We start from the raw sequence: 21791 nt of genomic DNA on the forward strand, positions 1-21791 counted from the left end.
ACGATGTCACGACTGCCCTTCTATTTTATTGTCGGGATTTTATTGGTGGCTGGTATCGCCATGAGCGTTCAGCGCCACCTGCAGTTTGAAATTCCCTGGTTGCCTGGAAAGCAGCAAGAAGTCTGGGAAGTTGAAGCCATGATCAATTTCAGCGCCCAGGATGCACCGGTGGAAGTCAATTTTGCCCTGCCTTCCCATCAGGAAGGGTTTCGGATACTGACTGAAAATACGGCATCATCGGGGTATGGTCTGGCATACCAGTCAAATGAGCGGGGTCGCCGTGCCCAATGGTCTATTCGTCATGCCAGTGGTTCACAGCAGTTGTATTACTCAGCGCAGATACTGGTGTCACCTGAGGCTCGTGCGCCGGAGCAACGACCACCGGACCTACCCTCGGTAACCGCCTGGGAACGTCCCTATGATACGGCTGCCCAAGAGGTTATCGAACGCGCTTGGACGCGCAGTGCCAATAATGCCTCCTTTACGCGCGCGCTGATTCGCGATGTCAATGGCGAACACCAAGGTGAAAACGCCAGGCTGTTGCTGACCCAGTTTGAACCTGGCGAGCTTATCGTGAGACTGCTCGGACAGGCCGACGTAAAAGCGCGGTCCATCAGTGGCCTTTTGCTTGAAGACGGCCGACGTCGGCAGACATTGACCCAATGGATCCAGGTCTACAGCGAAAACGACAAGCAATGGTGGTTATTTGACCCGGAAACCGGTGAGCAGGGAAAGCCGGACAATCTGTTACTTTGGGAAACTGGCGGGCAGGCTGTACTGGAGGTACTGGGCGGAACAAACTCGCGGGTCACCTTCTCAATGTTGACCCATTCCCAGCCGGCTTCTGCGGCGGTACGCAACCACCTCTCTGACGATACCCTGCTCAACTTTTCAATCCATAGCCTACCGCTTGAGGAACAGGCACTTTTCCAGACAATCCTGTTGATTCCGATTGGTGCGCTGGTCGTCGTTTTCCTGCGTGTGCTGGTAGGCATCAAGACATCCGGTACCTTCATGCCTGTGCTGATTGCCCTGGCGTTTATCCAGACCACCCTTTTAACCGGTTTGATCGGGTTTTTGCTGATCGTTGCAGTGGGTCTTGTCATTCGTAATTATCTGTCCTATCTCAACCTGCTGTTGGTTGCCCGGGTGTCTGCGGTGATAATAACGGTGATTGCGATTATTTCGATCTTCTCGGTCGTTGCCTATCGGATGGGGCTTAATGCGGGGCTTACGATTACCTTTTTTCCGATGATTATCCTTGCCTGGACGATAGAGCGCATGTCGATCCTGTGGGAAGAGGAAGGTCCCAAGCAGGTATTGATTCAGGGTGGCGGCAGCCTGATTACCGCCGTGTTGGCTTTTCTGGCGATGAACAATCCTGTTGTGCGCCATATCACTTTTAATTTCCTGGGCATTCAACTGATCCTGATGGCGCTGATTCTGCTATTGGGAAACTATACCGGTTACCGCCTGCTTGAACTGCGCCGTTTCAAACCCATCACCGATGACGAACCGTCATGAAGGGGTTTCTGAATCAACTGACCCCAGCGTGGACATCGCCGTCGCGCCTGCGTGATAAAGGCATAATCGGTATGAACAGGCGAAATATCCGCTATATCGGCCGCTATAACAATCGTCGTCTCTATCCGCTGGTGGATGACAAACTCAAGACCAAGCTGCTGGCGCAATCGCACGGTGTCACCTCACCGGTATTGATTGGTACGGTGGAGACCCAGTTTGGCATCAAGCAGTTGAGAGCTACCTTACAGGGGCACCGCGGCTTTGTGGTCAAACCGGCCAAGGGTAGCGGAGGCAAAGGCATTCTGGTGATTGAGCAATCTGATGGTCAGGCCTATATCAAACCAAGCGGCGCCCGGCTGTCGCTGGTCGATATAGAGCGTCACGTTTCAAATATTCTTTCTGGCCTCTACTCGCTGGGTGGGTCACCGGATGTTGCCGTTATCGAAACCTTGATCAATTTTGATAAAAGCCTGCTGGCCTACACCTACGAAGGTGTGCCGGATATTCGCGTGATCATTTTCAAAGGCTATCCGGTCATGGCCATGATGCGCCTGTCAACTGCTGCGTCAGATGGCAAGGCCAACCTGCACCAGGGAGCAGTGGGAGTCGGGCTGGATATTGCCAGTGGCCATGCATTGCGCGGTGTTCAGTTCGACCGCCCTTGTCAGCGTCACCCGGATACGGATCATGATCTGGCCGAGCTTAAAGTGCCGCATTGGCAAACCCTGCTCAACCTGGCTGCCAGCTGCTATGAAATGACAGGCCTGGGTTACCTGGGCACCGACATGGTACTTGACCGGGACCACGGCCCCATGCTGCTGGAACTGAATGCGCGTCCGGGGCTGGCGATCCAGATGACCAACGGGGAAGGTTTACGGCCGCGCCTGGACCTGATCGAACGTCAACCGGAGGGCTTGGCGCCCCGGGCCAGAGTCGCCTTTGCCCAGCATCACTTTGCACGGCACAGCGAACTGGTAAGCAGCGCTGACAGTACGGATGTAAACACGTAAACTGAAGGTGTTCCCTATTATCGCTACCCAGTAGAGCCTCTGCATGCCCCAGACCACTGCCTTGATCCAGCAAGCTGCAAACCAGTGTCAGTCACGTGGCGTTCGTTTCACGCCTATTCGTCGTAAAGTGCTGGAATTGATCGCTCACAGCGGTGGCGGTTTGAAAGCCTATGATCTGCTTGATCAGCTCTCGACCGAGCATGCGGCAGCCCGTCCGCCGACGGTCTACCGTGCGCTGGATTTTCTGATAGAACAGGGCCTGGTGCATCGCATAGAATCGCAGAATGCTTACGTGGCCTGCGCCTGCCCTGAACATGCGCATGGTTTTCAGCTTTTGATCTGCCGTATTTGCGGCTATGTGGAAGAGCTGCATCTTGACGATATTGGGGCACAGCTGGCGGCCAAAGCGAACGATAAGGGCTTCAAGGTAGAGCGTCAGACCATTGAATTGCAGGGCCTTTGTGCGCGTTGCCAGTCAACGGCCGTGTAACATAACCCTGTATCGACAACCTCGTACTTCCATTATCATCGTTATTTCTAGAGAGCCTTATGTCGACTCTGTTCAAGCAGCTAGAGCCAGCCGAACCTGCGATTGACCTGCCTGACCTGAATACCCTGCTGGATGCCATCAAGTTCAACGAGCAAGGCCTGATTCCCGCCATTGCCCAGCAGTTTGATAGTGGTGAAGTGTTGATGATGGCCTGGATGAACCGTGAAGCGCTGAATGAAACTCTGCGTACCGGGCGGGTTTGCTATTATTCCAGGTCACGCGGGACGTTATGGCGTAAAGGGGAATATTCCGGTCAGCAGCAGCGCTTGAAGTCAGCGGCGCTGGACTGTGACGGGGATACCCTGCTGGTCAAGGTGGATCAGACCGGACCGGCTTGCCACTCGGGCCGACGCAGCTGTTTCTATATTGAGCTTACTGAAAACAGGATAGATATCAATACTCAGCCGCTTATCGACCCCGCTGAACTGTATGGCAAGGGTTAAGTTCTCACTACCGGGCGTATGCCGCGCAGTCATCAAGGGCCTCAAGCGAGCTCTTGTGCTACTCCTGGTGGGGCTGATCCGCCTTTACCAACTGGTGATCAGCCCGCTGCTTGGGCCGCGCTGTCGGTTCTGGCCGAGCTGCTCGTCCTACAGCATAGAGGCACTACAGGTGCATGGCCCACTCAAGGGCGGATGGATGGCAATCCGGCGTATCCTCAAATGCCACCCGGGTAACCCCGGCGGAATGGACCCTGTGCCCGGTGGGCGCAGCGAACAGCTCTGCCAGGACGATGATTGCACGCCTGACTCTCAAAAGGTGTCAGACAATAAAACGCCTTAGTTCGTCTGTTTGGCCACGCTGTAGATGCGCTCTAGCATGGCATTCAGGCCGTTACTGCGCGTCGGCGAGAGATGCTTGTCGAGTCCGAGGTCTGCCATGAAGTGCGGTGGCGTACTCTGAATGTCCTCCGCTGAGCGCTCATTATAGATGCGCAGCAATACGGCAATCAGCCCGGCAACAATTGCAGCATCAGAAGTTGCCTTGAACGTCAGCTTGTCGCCCTGCTGCTCATGGATCATCCAGACATTGGATTGACAGCCCTGAATCTTGTTTTCCTCTGTCTTTAATGTGTCTGGAAACTCAGGCAACTGTTTACCCATGTCGATAATGTATTGATAACGGTCCATCCAGTTATCAAATATCTCGAACTCTTCAACCAGCTCTTGCTGGGCTTGCTCAGTACTCATGTTATTTCCTTAAGGTGTGTCAGGTCGATGCTTTATAAGCTTGACAGAATTATAACGCGTAACGCCCTACTCAGGCGATGATGACTGCAAACGGTGACGCTGCTGTTCAAGGTGCCACTGCTCATCTTCGCTGTGTAAATAACGGGACGTGGTCTCCAGCCGCGCATGACGGGCACTTTCAGCCAGATAACGCAGACTGACGCCGGCCTGGGCCTGGTGGGTAATCGACGTATGACGAAGCCAATGAGGGGTGGCATGGCGTAAGGCCTCTGTCTGCGCTGCGTCACCACCCTGCTGTTCCAGTGCGTCTGCCGCTTGCTGGAAGGTGGCGCGGATCAGGCGATAAAGCTGATTATCGCTGATACGACGTTGACCATTCAGCGAACGCAACAAGGGGGTGTCTTCCTGGAATAGCGGCTCGGGCGTCAACCCCAGAACCTTTCTCCATTGCGCCAGTTGGCGCATGAAATCATCCGGAACCGGCACCTTGGCAACCTTGTCGCCCTTACCGGTCACCTCCCACCACCAGCGCCCTTCTCTTTGCTGGATATCTCCCATGTGTGCCGCCGCCATTTCGCTGATGCGTGGGGCCAGCATATAAGCAAAGGCGAAGATAATCCGGCGGCGTGCCTGCTCGAATTGAGCACGTGGGTGGCTGTCTGTCTCCCGCTGCAGCCATTCCCATAGCCAATCCCACAGGCTTTTTTCCAGGTATCGCTCGATTCGGGGCGTCTGATTGTTCAGGCGACGGGATTTATCGCGCATCAGTCTGAACGGGTTGTGCGTCACCCAGCCAGCTTCCACCAACCAACTGAACATACCTTGCAGGATTACCAGGCTCTGGCGGCGGCTGGAAGCTGACAAAGGGCCGCGAAAAGGACGCCAATCCGGGTGCTGCCTGGGTTTTGAAGGCCCGACCCATATCCTTCTGGGCTGGGGGTCCGCCAGAAAGGCTTCAAACGCCTGAAGTACTGCACGATCAACCGCGTTAAGGCTCAGCTGTTGCTGGGCAAGCCATAACAGCAAACGTTCCGCTTCGCGCTGATAGGTACGCCAGGTTTGCGGGCTGGCGGTGTATTCGCTTAGCCAGTGAGTAACAGCGTCAGCATCGCTGTGGGCGTTGATACGCAACGACGGGTGACGGTGCGGCTTTCCAGGCAGCCATTCGGTACGTAAAGCATTGTTTTCTAGTCCACTAACAGTACCTAGAGATTCCAGCCCTGTATCCACGCCCTGCCCCTTTGAATGCCTATGTATCCAAGACCTGAAGGTCTTATCACAACACCTTGCTGACAGTGCCATTACTGTTGACTAAATTCAAGATAATAAGAGTAATCTTGAATTTATTCTCGCATCATAAATATTATTACATAATACGTAAAATGTAATTTACATTACTTTAAGCCCATCACTGACAAAAATCCGCTATAATCGCGGCTAAACACAGCTGCCACAGGAGCAAACCATGGCCCGCAATGGCATTCAGTACAGCGATGTACAACAGGCAATTGATGAACTTCTGACCCGCGGCGACACGCCCAGTGTGCAGCGTATTCGCGATGTATTGGGTACCGGCAGCTTTACGACCATCAGCGAGCATTTCCGCCATTGGCGCCTGGAACGTGAGCAGAACAAGGATGTTCCCCCACCCAAAGGGGTGCCGGAAGTTGTCGTGACCGCCGCTTCTGAGCTTTGGCGTCAGGCACAGGAAGCCGCCCACCAGGGACTTCTGCATTACCGGGAAGAAGCTGACAGGAAAGTGGCTGATGCACATCAGGCCGTCGAACTGGAAAAGCAGAAAGCAGCGCATGCAGAACAGCGTGAAAAGGCCTTAACGGCGCATTTACGCCATATCGAGGAACAACTGAACCAGACCACCACGGCGCAGGCGCAAACCCAGGCGCATGCCCAACATTGGGAAGCAGAATCACAGCGGCATGCCAGAGCGCATGATCAGGCGGTGGAACAGCTCAAGAACGTACGCCAGCAACTGCAGCACAGCGCAAATCGTTATCAGGAGGAGATGCACCAACAAAAGCAGCGCCTTGAAGGGCAGCTCAAGCAGGAGCAGCAGCGCAATGAAACTACCGAAGCCAAATTGATGGGGTTGCTGGACAAGACCCGCCAGGAGCGCACCAGTGAGCAGAAAGCGCTGAATAAGAAGTTGCATCAGCAGGAGGAGCAGATTGAAAAGTTGCAGCATTCTCTGAAAGAAGAACAGCACGCACGTCAGGCGCTAGCGTCCAGGCTGGCACTAACAGAAGGGTCGCTGGAAGAAAAGTCTCAAAGAAATGAGCAACTACAACACCAGCAAGCACAACAGCATGCGCAACTGGAATCAACCCGGCAGGAACTGGCGCGTTGTCAGCAGCAATATACTGAGGCGCTCAAACAGCAGGATAACCAGTGGCAGAAGGAAATTATCGACAGCGTACAGGCGCTACAGCGCCAGGTGTCTACACTGCCCACCCGCCTGAATGATGACGGCAAGCCGCAGGGTGCTCAGATATCAGCCGCCCAGAAAAACACTGGTGAACCATCAGGGTCATAAAAAAAAGGCGCCCGGCTTTCAACAGCAGGCGCCTGATTTCGACTGGATTTGAGCTACCCGCTCAACCTATAGCGGCTGGCGTGACACCTATCGATAATAGGCGTTGGTAGTATCTGTATGGTCGGTCACATCGCGTATACCTGCCAATTCAGGTATGCGTTCCATCAGCGTTTTTTCCACGCCATCTTTCAGGGTCAGATCAACTGCGGCGCAACCTTGGCAACCGCCGCCAAAAGCCAGAACAGCGACCTTATCGTCAGTCAGTTCAATCAGCTTGATTTCACCACCGTGGGCAGCAAGTCCCGGATTGATTTCGCTGTAGAGGGTATAGTTGATGCGATCCTCCATCGGGCTATCAGCGTTGACCTTCGGCATTTTGGCATTGGGGGCCTTGATGGTCAGTTGGCCGCCCATGCGGTCTGCGTTAAAATCAACAACGGCTTCTTCAAGGAATGCCAGGCTGTTCTTGTCCAGAAAAACATTAATTTTCTCGAGTTCAAGCATTTCGTCGGTGGGCTCTTCTTCCCCCGGACGACAGTAGGCCAGGCAGGTTTCTGCATAGGGTGTGCCTGGCTGAGTAATAAAGATGCGCACGGCAATGCCGTCAACGTTCTGTTTTTCCAGCAGTTCAGCAAGATATTCCTGTGCGCTGTCGGTGATTTCAATACCTTGGAGTTCTGTTTCAGTCGTGCTCATGGGAATATATTCCTCTCGTGGCGGTGGCGAAAACCACTTTCACATCCTGTTTTCATCTATGGTAAGCAAAACTCACCGCCGACACAATCCCGACCGTTTTAGTAGGCTTTATATTTTGTATACTGTGTCAGGCACTTTGCTCTGGTAATATCATCTTTATTCTTTTACAGACTATTAAAATTTCACCATCCTTTTGATGAGGGTGATGATGGAGACTTTTTCCTGCCATGTCTGCTAGTGACTTGACTGCGACTTTAAATGAACGTCTTTCCCAACGTATTCTGATCCTGGATGGCGGCATGGGCACCATGCTGCAGAATGCTGAACTGAGTGAAGCGGAGTTCCGAGGTGAACGTTTCAAGGATTGGCCTTCTGATCTGAAAGGCAACAATGATCTGCTGGCGCTTACCTGCCCGGATGTGGTGTCACGCATTCATCGTGCCTATCTGGAGGCCGGTGCAGACATTATCGAGACCAATACCTTCAACAGTACGCGCTTGTCTCAATCGGATTATGGCATGGAAGATCTGGTGGTTGAGATCAATCGTGAATCTGCCCGCCTTGCCCGGGATGTCTGTGATGCCGTGGCTCAGGAAACCGGTCAGCCACGCTACGTGGCCGGCGTTCTGGGGCCAACGTCGCGCACTGCCTCACTGTCACCGGATGTTAACGACCCGGCAAAGCGCAATGTGACTTTTAATGAGCTGCGTGCAAATTATCATGAAGCCGCCACAGCTCTGATTGAAGGTGGGGCTGATCTGATTCTGATTGAAACCATTTTCGATACCCTGAACGCCAAGGCGGCCATCTACGCTCTTGAAGAGCTGTTTGATCAACGTGGTGAGCGCCTGCCGGTAATGATCTCCGGCACGATTACCGATGCGTCGGGCCGTACGCTTTCCGGGCAGACCACAGAGGCCTTCTGGAATTCAGTCAGGCATGCCCGACCGCTGTCTATCGGTCTCAACTGCGCGCTCGGGGCCGAAGAGTTGCGTCCTTATCTGGAAGAGCTGGCAACCAAGGCTGATACCTTCGTTTCGGCCCACCCCAATGCCGGTTTGCCTAACGAATTCGGTGAGTATGACCAGACGCCGGAAGAAATGGCCAGCATTGTCGGCGAATTTGCCGGCAGTGGCCTGGTGAATATTATCGGCGGCTGCTGTGGTTCCACGCCGGAACATATCCAGGCGGTGGCTGAAGCGGTATCCGGCACCAAACCACGCCTGGTGCCCGAGCGCCCCGCGGCGTGCCGCTTGTCGGGCCTGGAGCCTTTCAGTATCGCGGCAGATTCCCTGTTTGTTAACGTGGGCGAGCGCACCAATGTGACCGGTTCAGCGCGCTTCAAGCGGCTGATCGTTGAAGAAGATTACACCACCGCTCTGGAAGTGGCGCTGGAACAGGTTGAAAACGGCGCCCAGGTAATTGATATCAACATGGACGAAGGGATGCTCGAATCCCAGGATGCCATGGTGCGTTTTCTGAACCTGATTGCCGGTGAGCCGGATATTGCCCGAGTGCCCATCATGATCGACTCTTCCAAGTGGGAGATTATCGAAGCGGGTCTGCAATGTGTTCAGGGCAAGGCAGTAGTCAATTCGATTTCCCTCAAGGAAGGTGAGGCTGCGTTTCGCGAACAGGCCAGCAAATGCCGCCGCTATGGCGCCGCTATCGTGGTGATGGCTTTTGATGAACAGGGCCAGGCAGATACGTTCGCACGCAAGACTGAAATCTGTGAACGTGCCTATCGCGTGCTGGTCGATGATATCGGCTTCCCGCCGGAAGACATCATTTTTGACCCCAATATCTTTGCCATTGCCACCGGTATTGAAGAGCATAACAACTACGCTGTTGATTTCATCGAAGCAACTCGGTGGATTCGTGAGCATCTGCCCCACGCCATGGTGTCTGGCGGCGTCTCCAATGTGTCTTTCTCGTTCCGGGGCAATAATGCCGTTCGCGAGGCGATACACTCGGTTTTTCTCTATCACGCCATTCGTGCCGGATTGTCGATGGGGATCGTCAACGCCGGCCAGTTGGCGGTCTATGATGATCTTCCCGGTGAATTGCGCGACGCCGTTGAAGATGTGGTGCTTAACCGCCGCGACGACGGTACCGAGCGCCTGCTGGAGATTGCTGACCAGTTCAAGGGTGATGGAAGCGGTAGCGCCCGCAAGGAAGACCTGGAGTGGCGAGAGTGGCCCGTCAACAAGCGCATTGAACACGCCCTGGTCAAAGGCGTCACCGCCTATATCGAAGAGGATACCGAGGAGGCCAGAGCCCAGGCTGAACGCCCGATCGAGGTGATTGAAGGCCCGCTGATGGACGGCATGAATGTGGTCGGAGACCTGTTTGGTGACGGCAAGATGTTTTTGCCCCAGGTGGTCAAGTCCGCACGGGTCATGAAACAGGCGGTTGCCTACCTGATCCCTTATATCGAAGCGGAAAAGACCGAAGCCACCAAGGCCAAAGGCAAGATCGTCATGGCGACGGTCAAGGGCGACGTTCACGATATCGGCAAGAATATTGTCGGCGTTGTGTTGCAATGTAATAACTACGAGGTTATTGACCTGGGCGTTATGGTGCCTACCGAGAAAATCCTTCAGGCAGCCGAAGAGCATAACGCGGATATTATCGGCCTTTCCGGTCTGATTACTCCTTCCCTGGATGAAATGGTGCATGTTGCCAAGGAAATGCAGCGACGCAAGATGCGCTTACCGCTGCTGATTGGTGGTGCCACCACTTCCAAGGCGCACACTGCCGTCAAGATCGAACCGCAGTATGAGCATCCAGTGATCTATGTCACCGACGCCTCCCGCGCCGTTGGGGTTGCCGGGCGGTTGCTGACAGACTCTCTCAAACACAGCTATGTAGCCGAAATCCGCAGTGACTATGAAAAAGTGCGTGAACGCAATGCCAAGCGTCGCCCGAAAGCCGCAGATTTGAGTTACGAACAGGCCCGCAAGCGGCGTTTCCGCACAGACTGGACGGCCTACAGCCCACCGGTCCCGAGTTTTACCGGGATCAAGGTTTTTGATGAATACGACCTTGCAGAGTTGGTCGAACGGATTGACTGGACGCCGTTTTTCATGAGCTGGCAGTTGGCTGGGAAATATCCGAAGATTCTCGATGATAACGTTGTAGGGGAAGCTGCGCGAAGCCTGTTCAGTGATGCCCAGGCCATGCTCAAGAAGCTGATCGATGAAAACCTTATCAAGGTTCAGGGTGTAGTAGGCTTCTGGCCAGCCAACAGCGTTGACGATGACGTGATTGAAGTTTATTGCGACGAGAGCCGCCATGACGTCATCAAGCGCTTGCATCATATTCGTCAGCAGACCACCAAGGGCCGTGATGGCCTGTGCTACAGCCTGGCTGACTTTATTGCGCCAAAAGAGACTGGCACCGCGGACTGGATCGGTGGCTTTGCCGTCACAACCGGGCACGGCGTCCAGGCGCTAAGCAAGGCTTATGAAGCGGCCGGTGATGACTATAATGCCATCATGGTGCAGGCATTAACCGATCGCCTGGCGGAAGCCTTTGCCGAACGTCTGCATGAACGGGTTCGCAAGGAATTCTGGGGCTATGTGCCTGAAGAATCACTGGATAATGAAGCACTGATCGCCGAGAAATATCAGGGCATCCGCCCTGCTCCAGGCTACCCTGCCTGCCCGGATCATACCGAAAAGACGGCGCTTTTCGAGCTCCTTGATGCGCCCCGCCACACCGGCCTTGAGTTAACGGAAAACTTCGCCATGTGGCCAGCAGCGGCGGTATCCGGCTGGTATTTCTCCCACCCGCAATCGAAATATTTTTCAACCGGTAAGATAACCCGTGACCAGGTAGAGGTGCTGGCGCAACGCAAGGGTATGCCGCTTTCGGATCTGGAACGCTGGCTGGCGCCCGTGCTGTCCTATGAGCCTGCCGAAGAAACTGCCCCAGTGGTGTGATAGATCGTGACGCGTTCGGCATCACTCTGATAATCAATTAAGTAATAAAAAAATAATTATATATTACTTTGAAGCATATTTGACCCTTGTTAGAGTGTCATCAGACATGTTCGGCGTTGAGCGCTTTCTCAACGCCGAGTCAATGACACCTGCACAGCCTTAATGTGCATTCAGCAGGGTTCAGCCATTTATGTACCGTTACGATATTCACGACCAGACCCTGGTTGATGAACGCGTTGACCAATTCCGCGATCAGATGCAGCGCTACCGCTCCGGGCGTTTGGGAGAAGAAGAATTTCGCCCACTGCGCCTGCAAAACGGCCTGTATATCCAAAAACATGCCCCTATGCTGCGGATCGCTATCCCTTATGGCATGTTGGCGGGTTACCAACTGCGTGCCCTGGCGGCAATCACTCGGCGCTATGACCGTGGCTACGGTCATTTTACCACCCGCCAGAACCTGCAACTGAATTGGCCTGCACTGGAAGACATTCCCGATATCCTGGCGGATCTGGCCAAGGTACAGATGCATGCCATTCAGACCAGCGGCAACTGTATCCGCAATACCACCAGCGACCAGTTTGCAGGAATTGCCGGCGATGAAGTGGAAGACCCACGCCCCTGGTGTGAACTGATTCGTCAGTGGTCAACACTGCATCCGGAATTTGCCTATCTGCCGCGCAAGTTCAAGATTGCGGTCAGTGGCGCGGCCGAAGACCGCGCCGCCATTCAGATACACGATATCGGCCTGCGTTTCTGGCGCAATGCCGAAGGCGAACTGCGCATCAAGGTACTGGCTGGCGGCGGCATGGGGCGTACCCCCATGATTGGCGATGTGGTACGGGAAGACTTGCCCTGGCAGCATCTGTTGACCTACCTGGAGGCCTGTGTACGCGTTTACAACCAGTTTGGCCGGCGTGATAACAAGTTCAAGGCGCGCATCAAGATTCTGGTCAAGGCGCTCGGCATTGAGGAATTTCGACGCAGGGCCGACGAAGAGTGGATGCATCTCAAAGATGGGCCCCAGACCCTCAATCAGCCAACCGTTGACGCAGCCAAGGCACATTTTCCTGAGCCGGAAAGGCGCACCGTTGCTGAAAGCGCTGTGCAGGAATATGAAAAGCTGCGCAGCGAAAACCGCGCGTTTGCCCGCTTTGTGACCAATAACGTCACCGAGCACAAGGTGCCCGGCTACAAAGCGGTGACCCTCTCACTCAAGCGTCGTGAGCATGCTCCGGGAGACGTGACGGCAGACCAGATGGACGCCGTGGCGACTTTGGCCGACCGTTACAGTTTTGGTGAAGTGCGAGTGACCCACGAACAGAACCTGGTACTGTCTGATGTTCCGGTGGATGAGCTAGAAGCTCTCTGGCAGGAGCTTGACGCCCTGGGTATGGCCAACCCCACGGTAGGCACCCTCAACGATATCATCTGCTGCCCCGGCGGTGACTATTGTGGCCTGGCGAATGCTGTCTCCATCCCTATCGCTCAGGCACTGCAGGAGCGTTTCGAGAACCTCGACTATCTCTATGATCTCGGCCCGCTGGATCTGAATATTTCAGGCTGTATGAACGCCTGTGGTCATCATCATGTCGGCCATATCGGCATTCTCGGGGTGGATAAAAAAGGCGAGGAGTATTACCAGATTTCAATTGGCGGTAATTCAACTGACGACGCCTCGCTGGGCAAGATTCTCGGCCCGTCCTTCTTTCGCGAAGACGTGCCAGATGTGGTGGAGAAGGTACTGGATGTCTATGTTGCCGAGCGCCATGACGACGAGCGCTTTCTTGATACCTACCGCCGCATTGGCCTGAAACCTTTCAAGGAGCATGTTTATGCCCGGTAACCCTTCAGCCGCCTTGGCATCGCCAACAGATGAGACAGACATCGTTCCGATATGTGCCGATCACCTGATCGTTAACGGTGAGCTTGCCAAAGCCAATGCCTGGTGTGTTTCCTATGATGAAGCCACGTTGCCTGCGCAACGCCCTGCTTTCGTTCCCTTGGCCTTATGGCAAGGTCACAGAGCAGACGAACAGGTGGCACCCTTATTGGTCAGTGACACCCTTCTCAGCCCGGAAACGGCTGCCGAGCTTGGCCGCGCCAGCGCTATTGCAATTGATTTCCCCACTTTTACTGATGGGCGTGGCTATACGCTGGCGCGCCTGCTGCGTGAGCGGTTCGGCTACCAGGGCGAAATTCGCGCCGTTGGCGATGTTCTGGTCGATCAGCTGGACTATATGCGCCGCTGCGGATTCAGCGCTATGGCGCTCCGCCACGATCAAGATCCTGAAGACGCATTACGCGCTATTAATGCCATCAGCGTGCGCTACCAACCAGACGTTGAGCTGCGTCAGGCCCTGTTTGAAAGGCGCCAGACGCAGCCTGACGAGCGGGAAATCCTGGCGTGCAGCTAAGAAGGTACAAATAGCTATTTCAGGAAGCAGGGGCAAATACCGGTGTCAGGCGACAGGGCAGTTGAGACTGCCCTGTTGTTCTTGACGGTACTTCTCAATAGCTGACACCCCGCTTTCATCCTCGCCGTTTCTGCTGGCGTTCACGGTTATTGGCCTTGGCACGTTCGCTTTTGCGCAGCATCACCCAGGTGGCGCCCAACCCGCCGTCCGAGGATTGCGCGGAGGTATAGGCCTGCACCTCCTCAAATTGCTGGAGCCATTTCGCCAGGTAAGAGCGAAGCACATTGGCCGGGCTATCCATTTCCCGCCCACGTCCATGCACAATCATCACTGAGCGTAGATCATGGCTGTAGGCATCCTGAATAAAGGGGAAGAGTAAACGGCGACTCTCTGCCAAAGGGCGGCGAATCAGGTGCAACTGAGCCTGGACGGGATACCCCCCCTGCCTGAGCTTGTCGACCACAGCTTGTTGAACACCTTCGCGCAGAAACTCCACGGGATCATGAGGAGGCAGGAGGTCGACAAAGTCATCGGAAAGGAAGTTGCGTTCATCCAGCACAGCCTGTGCCGCTTCACGCCGGGCTCGCTGGGCTTCTGTTGCCTGCGAACGCTTTTTACCAGTATCGGCCAGGTTGGTGCGGCCAAGTGGCTGCACGTCCCCAATTAAAGCCTTGAAATCCATGTCATCACGCATAGGCTGATTCATATTGAATTCCTCCGGCGGGTGGAGACCTCATGCTAACAAAAACTTTCCTGGATAAGTAAGGAAAGTATTGGCACTTGCCGTTAGCCCTGAGAATTTGCCCGTTTCATGGACCCTACGGGAGCAGCCTGGATAATGTTGAATAACGCAAAGCGTAGAAAGCGATGGTTTGTGATCCCCCTGCTGGGGCTTGTAGGCGTATTGGGCTGGTTGTGGCTGACCATGTTAAGCCCATGGTTTTATGAACGCCCTGATGATGTGGCTGATATTGAGCAGCGAACGCACCATGTATTTGTTTACGGTACTCTGACCCATGCCCCTGTCCGTTGGCTGGTCATGAGAGCTAATGGCCAACCCAGGTCGGCACGCTTGGAAAACTACCGTAAAAACGGCCTGGATCTATCCTTTGATGAAGATGCCCATGTTGACGGGTTGCGTCTTACAGTGACACCTGAACAACTGAGACGGTTGGATCGTTACGAGCGACTGGGCGTGCGCTATACCCGCCAGGAAATTACCCTGAAAGATGGGTCTCGCGCCTGGGTTTACCGACGCCTGGCTGATTCTGCTACCATACCGATTGAGTTGGATGATCCAGCGCCCCTAATCGTCGGAGACTATTGCCCGTATGAGTGCCCCCCTTCCCTATGTTCTAGTACTCTATTACTCACGTAGCGGCGCGACGGCCAGTATGGCGCGCTATATTGCCGAAGGTATTGAAAGCACCGGTGGTATCCAGGCACGTCTACGCTGTGTACCCTCGGTTTCGACGACCTGCGAAGCCGTTGAACCGGATATTCCCGAAGAAGGTGCCATCTATGCAGAGCTGGATGACCTGCGTCACTGTGCCGGACTGGCATTGGGTAGCCCAACCCGTTTTGGCAATATGGCGGCACCCCTGAAGTATTTTCTGGATACCACCACTAACCTTTGGATAAACGGCACCCTGATCAACAAGCCGGCATGCGCATTTACCTCTACGTCAAGTTTACATGGCGGCCAGGAAAGTACACTGCTTACCATGCTGGTTCCGCTGCTTCATCACGGCATGGTATATGCAGGCTTACCCTACAGCGAAGTTGAGTTGCTCAGCACCACTACAGGCGGGACACCTTATGGGGCGACGCATGTGGCCGGCGCCCGCAGCGACCGTCAGATAGATGAACATGAACGCCGGCTCTGCCATGCCCAAGGAAAACGCATTGCCAAGCTGGCACTGGCTTTGAACACCCTGCAGGAGACAAACTGATGCGCGAATGGCTGGATGAACTGGAAGAGCAGTATGGTCTTGACCGTTTGACCTATTGGTCGCGTCAACTGGTGCTGGCCAGCTTTGTAACACTGTTGCTGTTGACCGTTTATCGAGGCTTTCTGCTTCAGGGAGATACCTTCAACTGGCGCCCTATCGTAGCCTTTGTGCTCCCGCTGATCTTGTTTCTGCCCACCATTATCGGCCGCCGTCCGCGTGGGCATGCCTGGCTGTCCTTCGTCAGCCTGCTCTATTTCACTCAGGGCGTGATGGTCGCGACCTTGCCCAGCCAGGCCTTTCGTGGGGTCGCAGAAGCACTGGTATCGCTGGCGCTGTTTGTTGGCTGTATGGGTTATGCCCGCTTTCGCAGTCATCAGCTACAACAGACTCATTAGGGCCTGTTGATGTTTCATCGCGAACCGCGTTGCTGCGCCAAAGAGCGTCAGGCGGCCGGCTGATGAAAAATCCAACAGACTCTCATTGCAGCCAAAAGAAAACGCCCATTCCTATGCCGGCCAAAATGGCCACAAGAGCGCTTATAATGGGTAATCTGATTGAAACATTGATGGCATCAGCGGGCGTTTGGGTAAAGGTCTTGACGCCCGTAAACATCGCCTTTACCAGTCTTTCGCCTAAAGCCGCATGAACAGCGATAGCAACCAGATGCAATCCAATCAGAACCATCAGAAATTGGGCATTTAATGCGTGCCAACTTACCAATGCATTACTGAAGGCGTTACCCAGGCTGCCATAGAGCGGCCCCGAGAAAAAAATATCATCACTTAAAAATAGCCCGCTGACCGCCTGAAAGGTAAGTGACAGCATCAGAATCAACACCGCCCATCCACCAAGAGGGTTATGACCGGCATAAGGTGTTGGCTGGCGCCTGATAAGACTTTGCGCATAACTTGCAGAAGCTTTGGGTGAAGTCAGAAATGCACGAAAGCGAGCATAATGAGTGCCAAAAAATGCCCAAATCCAACGAAACGTCAGCAAACCCAGTACCACATAACCTGCCTGGGCATGAATTTCAATCGGAAAAAGAAACGGTGCGCCATCGGTTTTCAGGGTATAGAAGGAAAGCAGGACGGCGACGACTAACGCCCAGTGAAAAATACGCACCAGCACATCCCACACATGAACAGCTTGCATTTTCCAGACCCTTTGAATAGCAACATAAGTGACTCTATCTTCGCATTTCTAAAGCTTTTCTCATAGAATGCAGTTCCTTTTATTGTTGTCAAAGCTATCCGTTCAGGAGCCAGATGTGATCAGTGCTGCATGGCGTCATGCCGGCCATCAAACCTTGCCCGTCATGTTTGGTTATCTGCCGCTAGGAGCTGCCTTTGGCATCCTGGCCATTGAGGTTGGCATCAGCGGATATGCAGCCCTGGCAATGTCCGTATTCATTTATGCTGGAGCGGGGCAATTTCTGGCTCTGGCGCTGTTAGCTGCAGGGGCAGGCCTGACAGAAGTTGCAGTGGCGACCCTGATGCTGAACTCACGTCATGTTTTCTATGGCCTGTCTCTGCTCAAGCGTTTTCAGGGCGCCGGTCTGAAAAAGCCTTATCTTATATTTGCGCTGACCGATGAAACCTATTCTTTATTGACCAGCCAACCTGCCGAAAACGAGCCGTCACATGCGCTGGATTTTCGCATCAGCCTGCTTAACCAGTCCTGGTGGGTACTTGGCTCCTTGATGGGGGTCGGCCTGGGCAGCGCGGCATTATTTGATAGCCAGGGAATTGAGTTTGCCCTGACGGCCCTGTTCATTGTGTTGACCCTGGAACAGGCGTGTCGTTTGCGTCAGTCACGACCCTTTGTCATTGCCTTGTTTACGGGGATCGGTGCCCTTTTGCTACTGCCAGACCGCCACTTGCTTTTAGGTGCAATTGCCTGCGCCTGTCTGCTGCTTCTGGCTGACTATTTCCGGTTTGCCAGCCATAGGAGAACTCAATGCTGAATGATCCTGTGTGGCAACTTATTGTTGTTTGCGCATTAGCGACGTTTGCCACGCGTGTCCTGCCTTTTGTGGCGCTTTACAGACAGGCAGACCATCCGTTGATAATCCATCTGGGCCGCTACCTTCCCCCAGCCGTAATGCTGATTCTGGTTATCTATGCCTTGCGTGATCTGCGTCCATTGACGCCGGATCAGACGCTCAGTTTTGATGCCAATGGGCTACCTCTTTTAATTGCAAGCCTGACCGTGGCAGCCTTGCATCTCTGGCGACGCAACGCCTTGCTTTCCATTGGGTTAGGTACCGCCAGTTACATGCTGATGGTTCAGCTGAGTGGTACCAACTTATAACTCAAAGAGCGCTTGAGGTTTTTCTTTTGAGCGGCGAACATAAGTAAAACACTCCAAGGAGTTACCTGATGAAACGTGAAATCGCCGATATTAGGCGCGACTATGAAGGTGGACAGTTCGACGAAGCGCATACTCCGGATGAGCCTATTTCGCTGTTTGATGAGTGGTTCACCCTCGCGATCGAGAATGATGCACAAGACGGTAATGCCATGACCCTGTCAACGGTCGACAATCAGGGACGCCCGCATGCCCGCGTTGTGCTGCTAAAAGATTTTGATGAAAGCGGCATGGTGTTCTTCACCAACTACCACAGCCATAAAGGCAATGAGCTTAATGCCGTGCCTTTTGCCGCCTTGACGTTCTGGTGGCCCTCTCTTTCTCGCCAGGTGCGCATTGAAGGACGCGTTGAACAGGTTTCCGCCGATGAATCAGATGAGTATTTTGATAGTCGCCCGCGTGGTAGCCAACTGGGTGCCTGGGTTGCTACCCAGAGTGTTGTGATTCCGGGCAGAAACTGGATCGAAGAACGCCAGCATCGTTTTGAACAGGCCTATGAAGGTCAGGAAATCCCTCGCCCAATTCATTGGGGAGGCTATCGGGTAATTCCGGATATGCTGGAATTCTGGCAAGGCCAGCCCAGCCGATTGCATGACCGGATTCGCTACGAGCGTCGCGATGGTGGCAGGTGGCACCGTTTCAGGCTTGCCCCCTGATTTCGATAACGCATGAATAGAAACTTTCAGGGCGGCCTTTACATTGGCCGCCTCTTGATTTCGCAGGGTAGTATCAATCGGGCTGGCTTTCCAGACGGTGGCGCTGCCATTCACTCTCCGGCTCATTAAGCAGCATGGTTGCGTCAATGACTTGCTCATCCATGTTGTAACGAACCTTGAACCCCAGATGCTTCATCAGGGCTCGCATCGGATGGTTATCGGCCATTATCTTGCCGATCATTTCCAGGGTGCCAATATTACGGCAGTAATCAATCATCTTGTTCATCAAGAGGCTGCCAATCCCCAACCCCTGCAGGTCATCGCGAATAATCACCGAGAACTCGGTGCGAATGTTATCCGGATCATTCCACACCCTCACTACGCCAAGCATCTCCTTGCTACCATCCTCAAGCTGATGTTCCGCAATAAACGCCATCTGACGGTCGTAGTTGATATGTGACAGCATGGAAAGGTCACGATTGGTAAGAGCAGATTTATTATGAAAATACCGAAAACGTATGCTTTCCTCGGACAACTGACGATGGAAAGTGGTAATCAGCGGCGCATCTTCTGCGCGAATTGGGCGCACCTCCACTTGCCAGCCATTTTTAAGCGTTACCCACTCACGCAACTCTTCTGGGTAAGGCATGATAGCAAAGCGCGCTGGCGTACCCAGGTCGATGGCAAAATCCACGGCAATCATCCCATCACGATTTAGCAGCAAGGGATTGATCTCCAAACCGCAGAGCTCAGTGAGGTCTGACGCCATTTGTGACAGCTTGACCAGCAGCTGACAAAGGCGATGAATATCACGCTGCGGATCAGCAGAGTGCTCTCGTAGCAATGAGGCTGCATGGGTCCGCCCGACGACATCTGCGGCCAGGCTCATGTTCAACGGCGGTAAAGCCACCTGACGGTCTGCCAGAATATTGACCTTGTAACCACCAATACCAAAAACGATCAAGGGGCCAAACACCGGATCGCGGGTAATGCCGGCACAGACCTGCATGGAATGCTTACCCCGCTGCATCGGCTGAAGGCAATATTCGCGAATCTGATACTGGGGAAACTTTTCGTTGACCTTTTCGCCTAGTCGTTCGACCCCGTCGGCTACCTCTTGAGGTTTTTCCAGATCCTGAAGCAGACCGGCTGACACTTTGTGCGGATGTTTGCGGTAGCGATAAGGACGACAGTTTCCTTCATGAACTACCTTGAGTGCCTTGGGACCCTCCAGTTTGCTGGCTGCGTCGAGCGCTTCCTCTCGGTTATGAACATAGATACTGGGGGCAGCAGGAATACCGTAAGCCTCGAGCACTTTGGCAGCTTCTGAATGAAAGAGGGTCTGGCGCCCTTCTTCCTTGGCTTTCTTGATCAGGGTACGGCAGTCAGCGCGGATTTCCGCGCTGGTCGAAAATGGCAGGCTCGGCGGAATCTCCTGCAACAGCAACTGCACACGCTGGTAATCCACCATATGCATGAAAGCCTTGACGGCTTTCTCAGGTGAAGTATACGTGGGAATACCTGCAATATTGCATTCGTGGCGGGCGTTCAATGCTTCCTTTAACCCCATCCAGCTAGTCAGCAGGTTGCGTCGGAACTTCTTTCGGTTCGCTGCAAGTGCCTGGGCTGTTTCGAGAGAGGGGGCCAGACGTGTTGGCGCATGAACGACCAGCACCGCATCTACGTTAGCGTCTGCTGCCACAACTTCCAGGGCATCCACAAAACGCTGGGGGGTGGCATTTCCCCCCAGATCAACGGGATTTTCCCCCGGCTTGGTGATATCCACGTGCCTTTCGTGTAACAGGTGCTGAGTATCTACGCTGAATTTCGCCAATTTACCGCCAGCACTGATCAATTTATCAATCGCCAGCATGGCCGGGCCCAAGCCATTGGAGACAACGGCCAGGCGGTCGCCTTTTAGTGGTTTCATGCGTGACAGGGTTTCCAACGCATCAATGAGTTCGTCGGAATCATTGACGCGTACGACACCGGCGCGGGCAAAAGCGGCATCAAACACCCTGTCGCGATTGGTAATGCCAGGGGTAGGCGGCATGCCGGAAATATCTGATTCTATCGTTCTTCCACTCTTGATAGCCACGACCAGGCGATTGCGGGAGGCATCCCTTAATGCGGTCATGAAGTGCTGAGCATCGTTGACGCGCTCAAGATGTAAAAGAATAGCCTGGGCAGGCGAAAACTGATTCACGTAGTCAATCAGATCTGGAAGCAGAACATCCACACTATCCCCGACGGTAATCAAGTGTGAAAATCCAACATCACGACCGGCTGCCCAGTCAATCATGCCGTTGGCCAACATGCCTGACTGGCCGATATAAGCAACCTTGCCCGCTTTCACCGGGTGGCTGGCATAGGACGCATTGAGTTTCTTACCCGGCACGATGACGCCCATGCACTCTGGCCCTAACAGGCGTATGCCTGATATTCGCGCGGCCTTGAGCATGCGCTCGCGGATGGAACCTTTACTCCCCTTTTCCTGATCAAGATAAGCCCCACCAGAGAGAACAACCGCTGCCTTGACACCAAATTCACCCAGTTGGCGAATCAGTTTCGGAACGCCTTCAATAGGGGAACATACGACGGCTAGATCTGGAATTTCCGGTAAATCATCGACGTGGCGAACACAGTCTTCTCCATGTACCTGAACATAACCGCGCAGATTTACTGCCCATATCTTGCCTTTGAAACCACCCTCCTGAATGTTGCGGAGAACTAAACCACCCAGCGATTCAGATTTTTCAGAAGCTCCAAAGACAGCGAGTGTGCGCGGCTCGAAGAAGTGATGTAAAAAGCGTGTACTCACGTGTGACTCTCCCGCTGCAATACGTGCTGTTAGCGTAGGGTCTGTTAGCGTTGCCTCACGGCCGCAACAGAGGCCCTTTTGGTTAGAGCAAGGCGTACATTAACGTTAATATA

The 21791-nt window shown here is 53.9% G+C and carries 21 protein-coding genes; 15 read left to right on the forward strand and 6 right to left on the reverse strand.

What is annotated here, in order from left to right; all coding sequences use genetic code 11:
* Positions 1–3: 3 nt before the first annotated feature.
* From LL947_RS07035 to yidD, 5 genes are read left to right on the forward strand one after another with little or no spacing between them, the layout of a single operon-like run.
* Positions 4–1524 (forward strand): inactive transglutaminase family protein, encoded by a 1521-nt coding sequence (locus LL947_RS07035; RefSeq protein ID WP_499834350.1) that lies wholly within the window; start codon positions 4–6, stop codon positions 1522–1524.
* Positions 1521–2534, forward strand: a complete 1014-nt coding sequence (locus LL947_RS07040; RefSeq protein WP_404413247.1) for an alpha-L-glutamate ligase-like protein — start codon at positions 1521–1523, stop codon at positions 2532–2534. Before LL947_RS07035 ends, LL947_RS07040 begins: the two co-directional genes overlap by 4 nt.
* A 43-nt stretch (positions 2535–2577) precedes the next feature.
* Positions 2578–3024, forward strand: coding sequence for a Fur family transcriptional regulator (locus tag LL947_RS07045; protein WP_499834351.1), 447 nt, complete (start codon positions 2578–2580; stop codon positions 3022–3024).
* 59 nt (positions 3025–3083) lie between these two features.
* Positions 3084–3527 carry a phosphoribosyl-AMP cyclohydrolase gene (hisI, locus tag LL947_RS07050; protein ID WP_499834352.1) on the forward strand — a complete coding sequence of 148 codons (444 nt, stop codon included), beginning with the start codon at positions 3084–3086 and terminating at the stop codon, positions 3525–3527.
* Positions 3514–3867: a membrane protein insertion efficiency factor YidD gene (gene yidD / locus LL947_RS07055; protein WP_404413248.1), complete on the forward strand. Its 354-nt coding sequence runs from the start codon at positions 3514–3516 to the stop codon at positions 3865–3867. The genes hisI and yidD overlap by 14 nt, the downstream gene beginning before the upstream one ends.
* Here the strand turns inward: yidD and LL947_RS07060 are convergent.
* A complete protein-coding gene (locus LL947_RS07060; protein WP_290822858.1) occupies positions 3864–4274 on the reverse strand; it encodes a SufE family protein in 411 nt (136 codons plus the stop codon). The genes yidD and LL947_RS07060 overlap by 4 nt on opposite strands.
* A gap of 66 nt (positions 4275–4340) precedes the next feature.
* Positions 4341–5435 carry a tyrosine-type recombinase/integrase gene (locus tag LL947_RS07065; protein WP_499834383.1) on the reverse strand — a complete coding sequence of 365 codons (1095 nt, stop codon included), beginning with the start codon at positions 5433–5435 and terminating at the stop codon, positions 4341–4343.
* A gap of 304 nt (positions 5436–5739) precedes the next feature.
* Between LL947_RS07065 and LL947_RS07070 the strand changes: the two genes are divergently transcribed.
* Positions 5740–6825, forward strand: a complete 1086-nt coding sequence (locus LL947_RS07070; RefSeq protein ID WP_499832780.1) for a DNA-binding protein — start codon at positions 5740–5742, stop codon at positions 6823–6825.
* 87 nt (positions 6826–6912) lie between these two features.
* Here the strand turns inward: LL947_RS07070 and nfuA are convergent, their stop codons facing one another.
* A complete protein-coding gene (nfuA, locus tag LL947_RS07075) occupies positions 6913–7521 on the reverse strand; it encodes a Fe-S biogenesis protein NfuA (RefSeq protein ID WP_290822860.1) in 609 nt (202 codons plus the stop codon).
* Positions 7522–7748: 227 nt separating this feature from the next.
* Between nfuA and metH the strand changes: the two genes are divergently transcribed.
* The 3 genes from metH to LL947_RS07090 all read left to right on the forward strand — a co-directional run bounded on the left by metH (position 7749) and on the right by LL947_RS07090 (position 13882).
* Positions 7749–11465 carry a methionine synthase gene (metH, locus tag LL947_RS07080; protein WP_499832781.1) on the forward strand — a complete coding sequence of 1239 codons (3717 nt, stop codon included), beginning with the start codon at positions 7749–7751 and terminating at the stop codon, positions 11463–11465.
* A gap of 190 nt (positions 11466–11655) precedes the next feature.
* The gene (locus tag LL947_RS07085) at positions 11656–13311 is read left to right on the forward strand and encodes a nitrite/sulfite reductase (RefSeq protein ID WP_290822863.1); all 1656 of its coding nucleotides are present in this window, start codon (positions 11656–11658) and stop codon (positions 13309–13311) included.
* The gene (locus LL947_RS07090; protein ID WP_499832782.1) at positions 13301–13882 is read left to right on the forward strand and encodes a DUF934 domain-containing protein; all 582 of its coding nucleotides are present in this window, start codon (positions 13301–13303) and stop codon (positions 13880–13882) included. The genes LL947_RS07085 and LL947_RS07090 overlap by 11 nt, the downstream gene beginning before the upstream one ends.
* A 115-nt stretch (positions 13883–13997) precedes the next feature.
* Here the strand turns inward: LL947_RS07090 and smrA are convergent, their stop codons facing one another.
* Positions 13998–14588: a DNA endonuclease SmrA gene (smrA, locus tag LL947_RS07095; protein WP_290821050.1), complete on the reverse strand. Its 591-nt coding sequence runs from the start codon at positions 14586–14588 to the stop codon at positions 13998–14000.
* A 132-nt stretch (positions 14589–14720) separates the two neighbouring features.
* Here smrA and LL947_RS07100 point away from each other — a divergent pair, with 132 nt between their 5' ends.
* From LL947_RS07100 to LL947_RS07110, 3 genes are read left to right on the forward strand one after another with little or no spacing between them, the layout of a single operon-like run.
* Entirely contained in the window at positions 14721–15260 is a 540-nt protein-coding gene (locus LL947_RS07100; protein ID WP_290821049.1) for a gamma-glutamylcyclotransferase family protein, read from the forward strand.
* Positions 15214–15834, forward strand: coding sequence for an NAD(P)H:quinone oxidoreductase (gene wrbA, locus LL947_RS07105; RefSeq protein WP_499832783.1), 621 nt, complete (start codon positions 15214–15216; stop codon positions 15832–15834). Before LL947_RS07100 ends, wrbA begins: the two co-directional genes overlap by 47 nt.
* On the forward strand, positions 15834–16229 hold the full coding sequence (locus LL947_RS07110) for a DUF2069 domain-containing protein (protein ID WP_290821046.1): 396 nt from the start codon (positions 15834–15836) through the stop codon (positions 16227–16229). The genes wrbA and LL947_RS07110 overlap by 1 nt, the downstream gene beginning before the upstream one ends.
* 82 nt (positions 16230–16311) lie before the next feature.
* On the opposite strand, the gene LL947_RS07115 is transcribed toward LL947_RS07110, so the two are convergent.
* On the reverse strand, positions 16312–16986 hold the full coding sequence (locus LL947_RS07115; RefSeq protein ID WP_499832784.1) for a cytochrome b/b6 domain-containing protein: 675 nt from the start codon (positions 16984–16986) through the stop codon (positions 16312–16314).
* A gap of 115 nt (positions 16987–17101) precedes the next feature.
* Here LL947_RS07115 and LL947_RS07120 point away from each other — a divergent pair, with 115 nt between their 5' ends.
* From LL947_RS07120 to pdxH, 3 genes are all read left to right on the forward strand, one after another.
* Entirely contained in the window at positions 17102–17797 is a 696-nt protein-coding gene (locus LL947_RS07120; RefSeq protein ID WP_499832785.1) for an AzlC family ABC transporter permease, read from the forward strand.
* Positions 17791–18144 (forward strand): branched-chain amino acid transporter permease, encoded by a 354-nt coding sequence (locus LL947_RS07125; RefSeq protein WP_499832786.1) that lies wholly within the window; start codon positions 17791–17793, stop codon positions 18142–18144. Before LL947_RS07120 ends, LL947_RS07125 begins: the two co-directional genes overlap by 7 nt.
* Positions 18145–18212: 68 nt before the next feature.
* Positions 18213–18857 carry a pyridoxamine 5'-phosphate oxidase gene (gene pdxH / locus LL947_RS07130; RefSeq protein WP_290821039.1) on the forward strand — a complete coding sequence of 215 codons (645 nt, stop codon included), beginning with the start codon at positions 18213–18215 and terminating at the stop codon, positions 18855–18857.
* Between the two features lie 73 nt (positions 18858–18930).
* Here pdxH and LL947_RS07135 read toward each other — a convergent pair whose 3' ends face one another.
* Complete coding sequence (locus LL947_RS07135) at positions 18931–21678, reverse strand: bifunctional acetate--CoA ligase family protein/GNAT family N-acetyltransferase (protein ID WP_499832787.1); 2748 nt, start codon at positions 21676–21678, stop codon at positions 18931–18933.
* Positions 21679–21791: the final 113 nt, after the last annotated feature.

Origin of the sequence: Halomonas sp. BLK-85, from assembly GCF_044792155.1 — a bacterium.
Classification (GTDB): Bacteria; Pseudomonadota; Gammaproteobacteria; order Pseudomonadales; family Halomonadaceae; genus Vreelandella.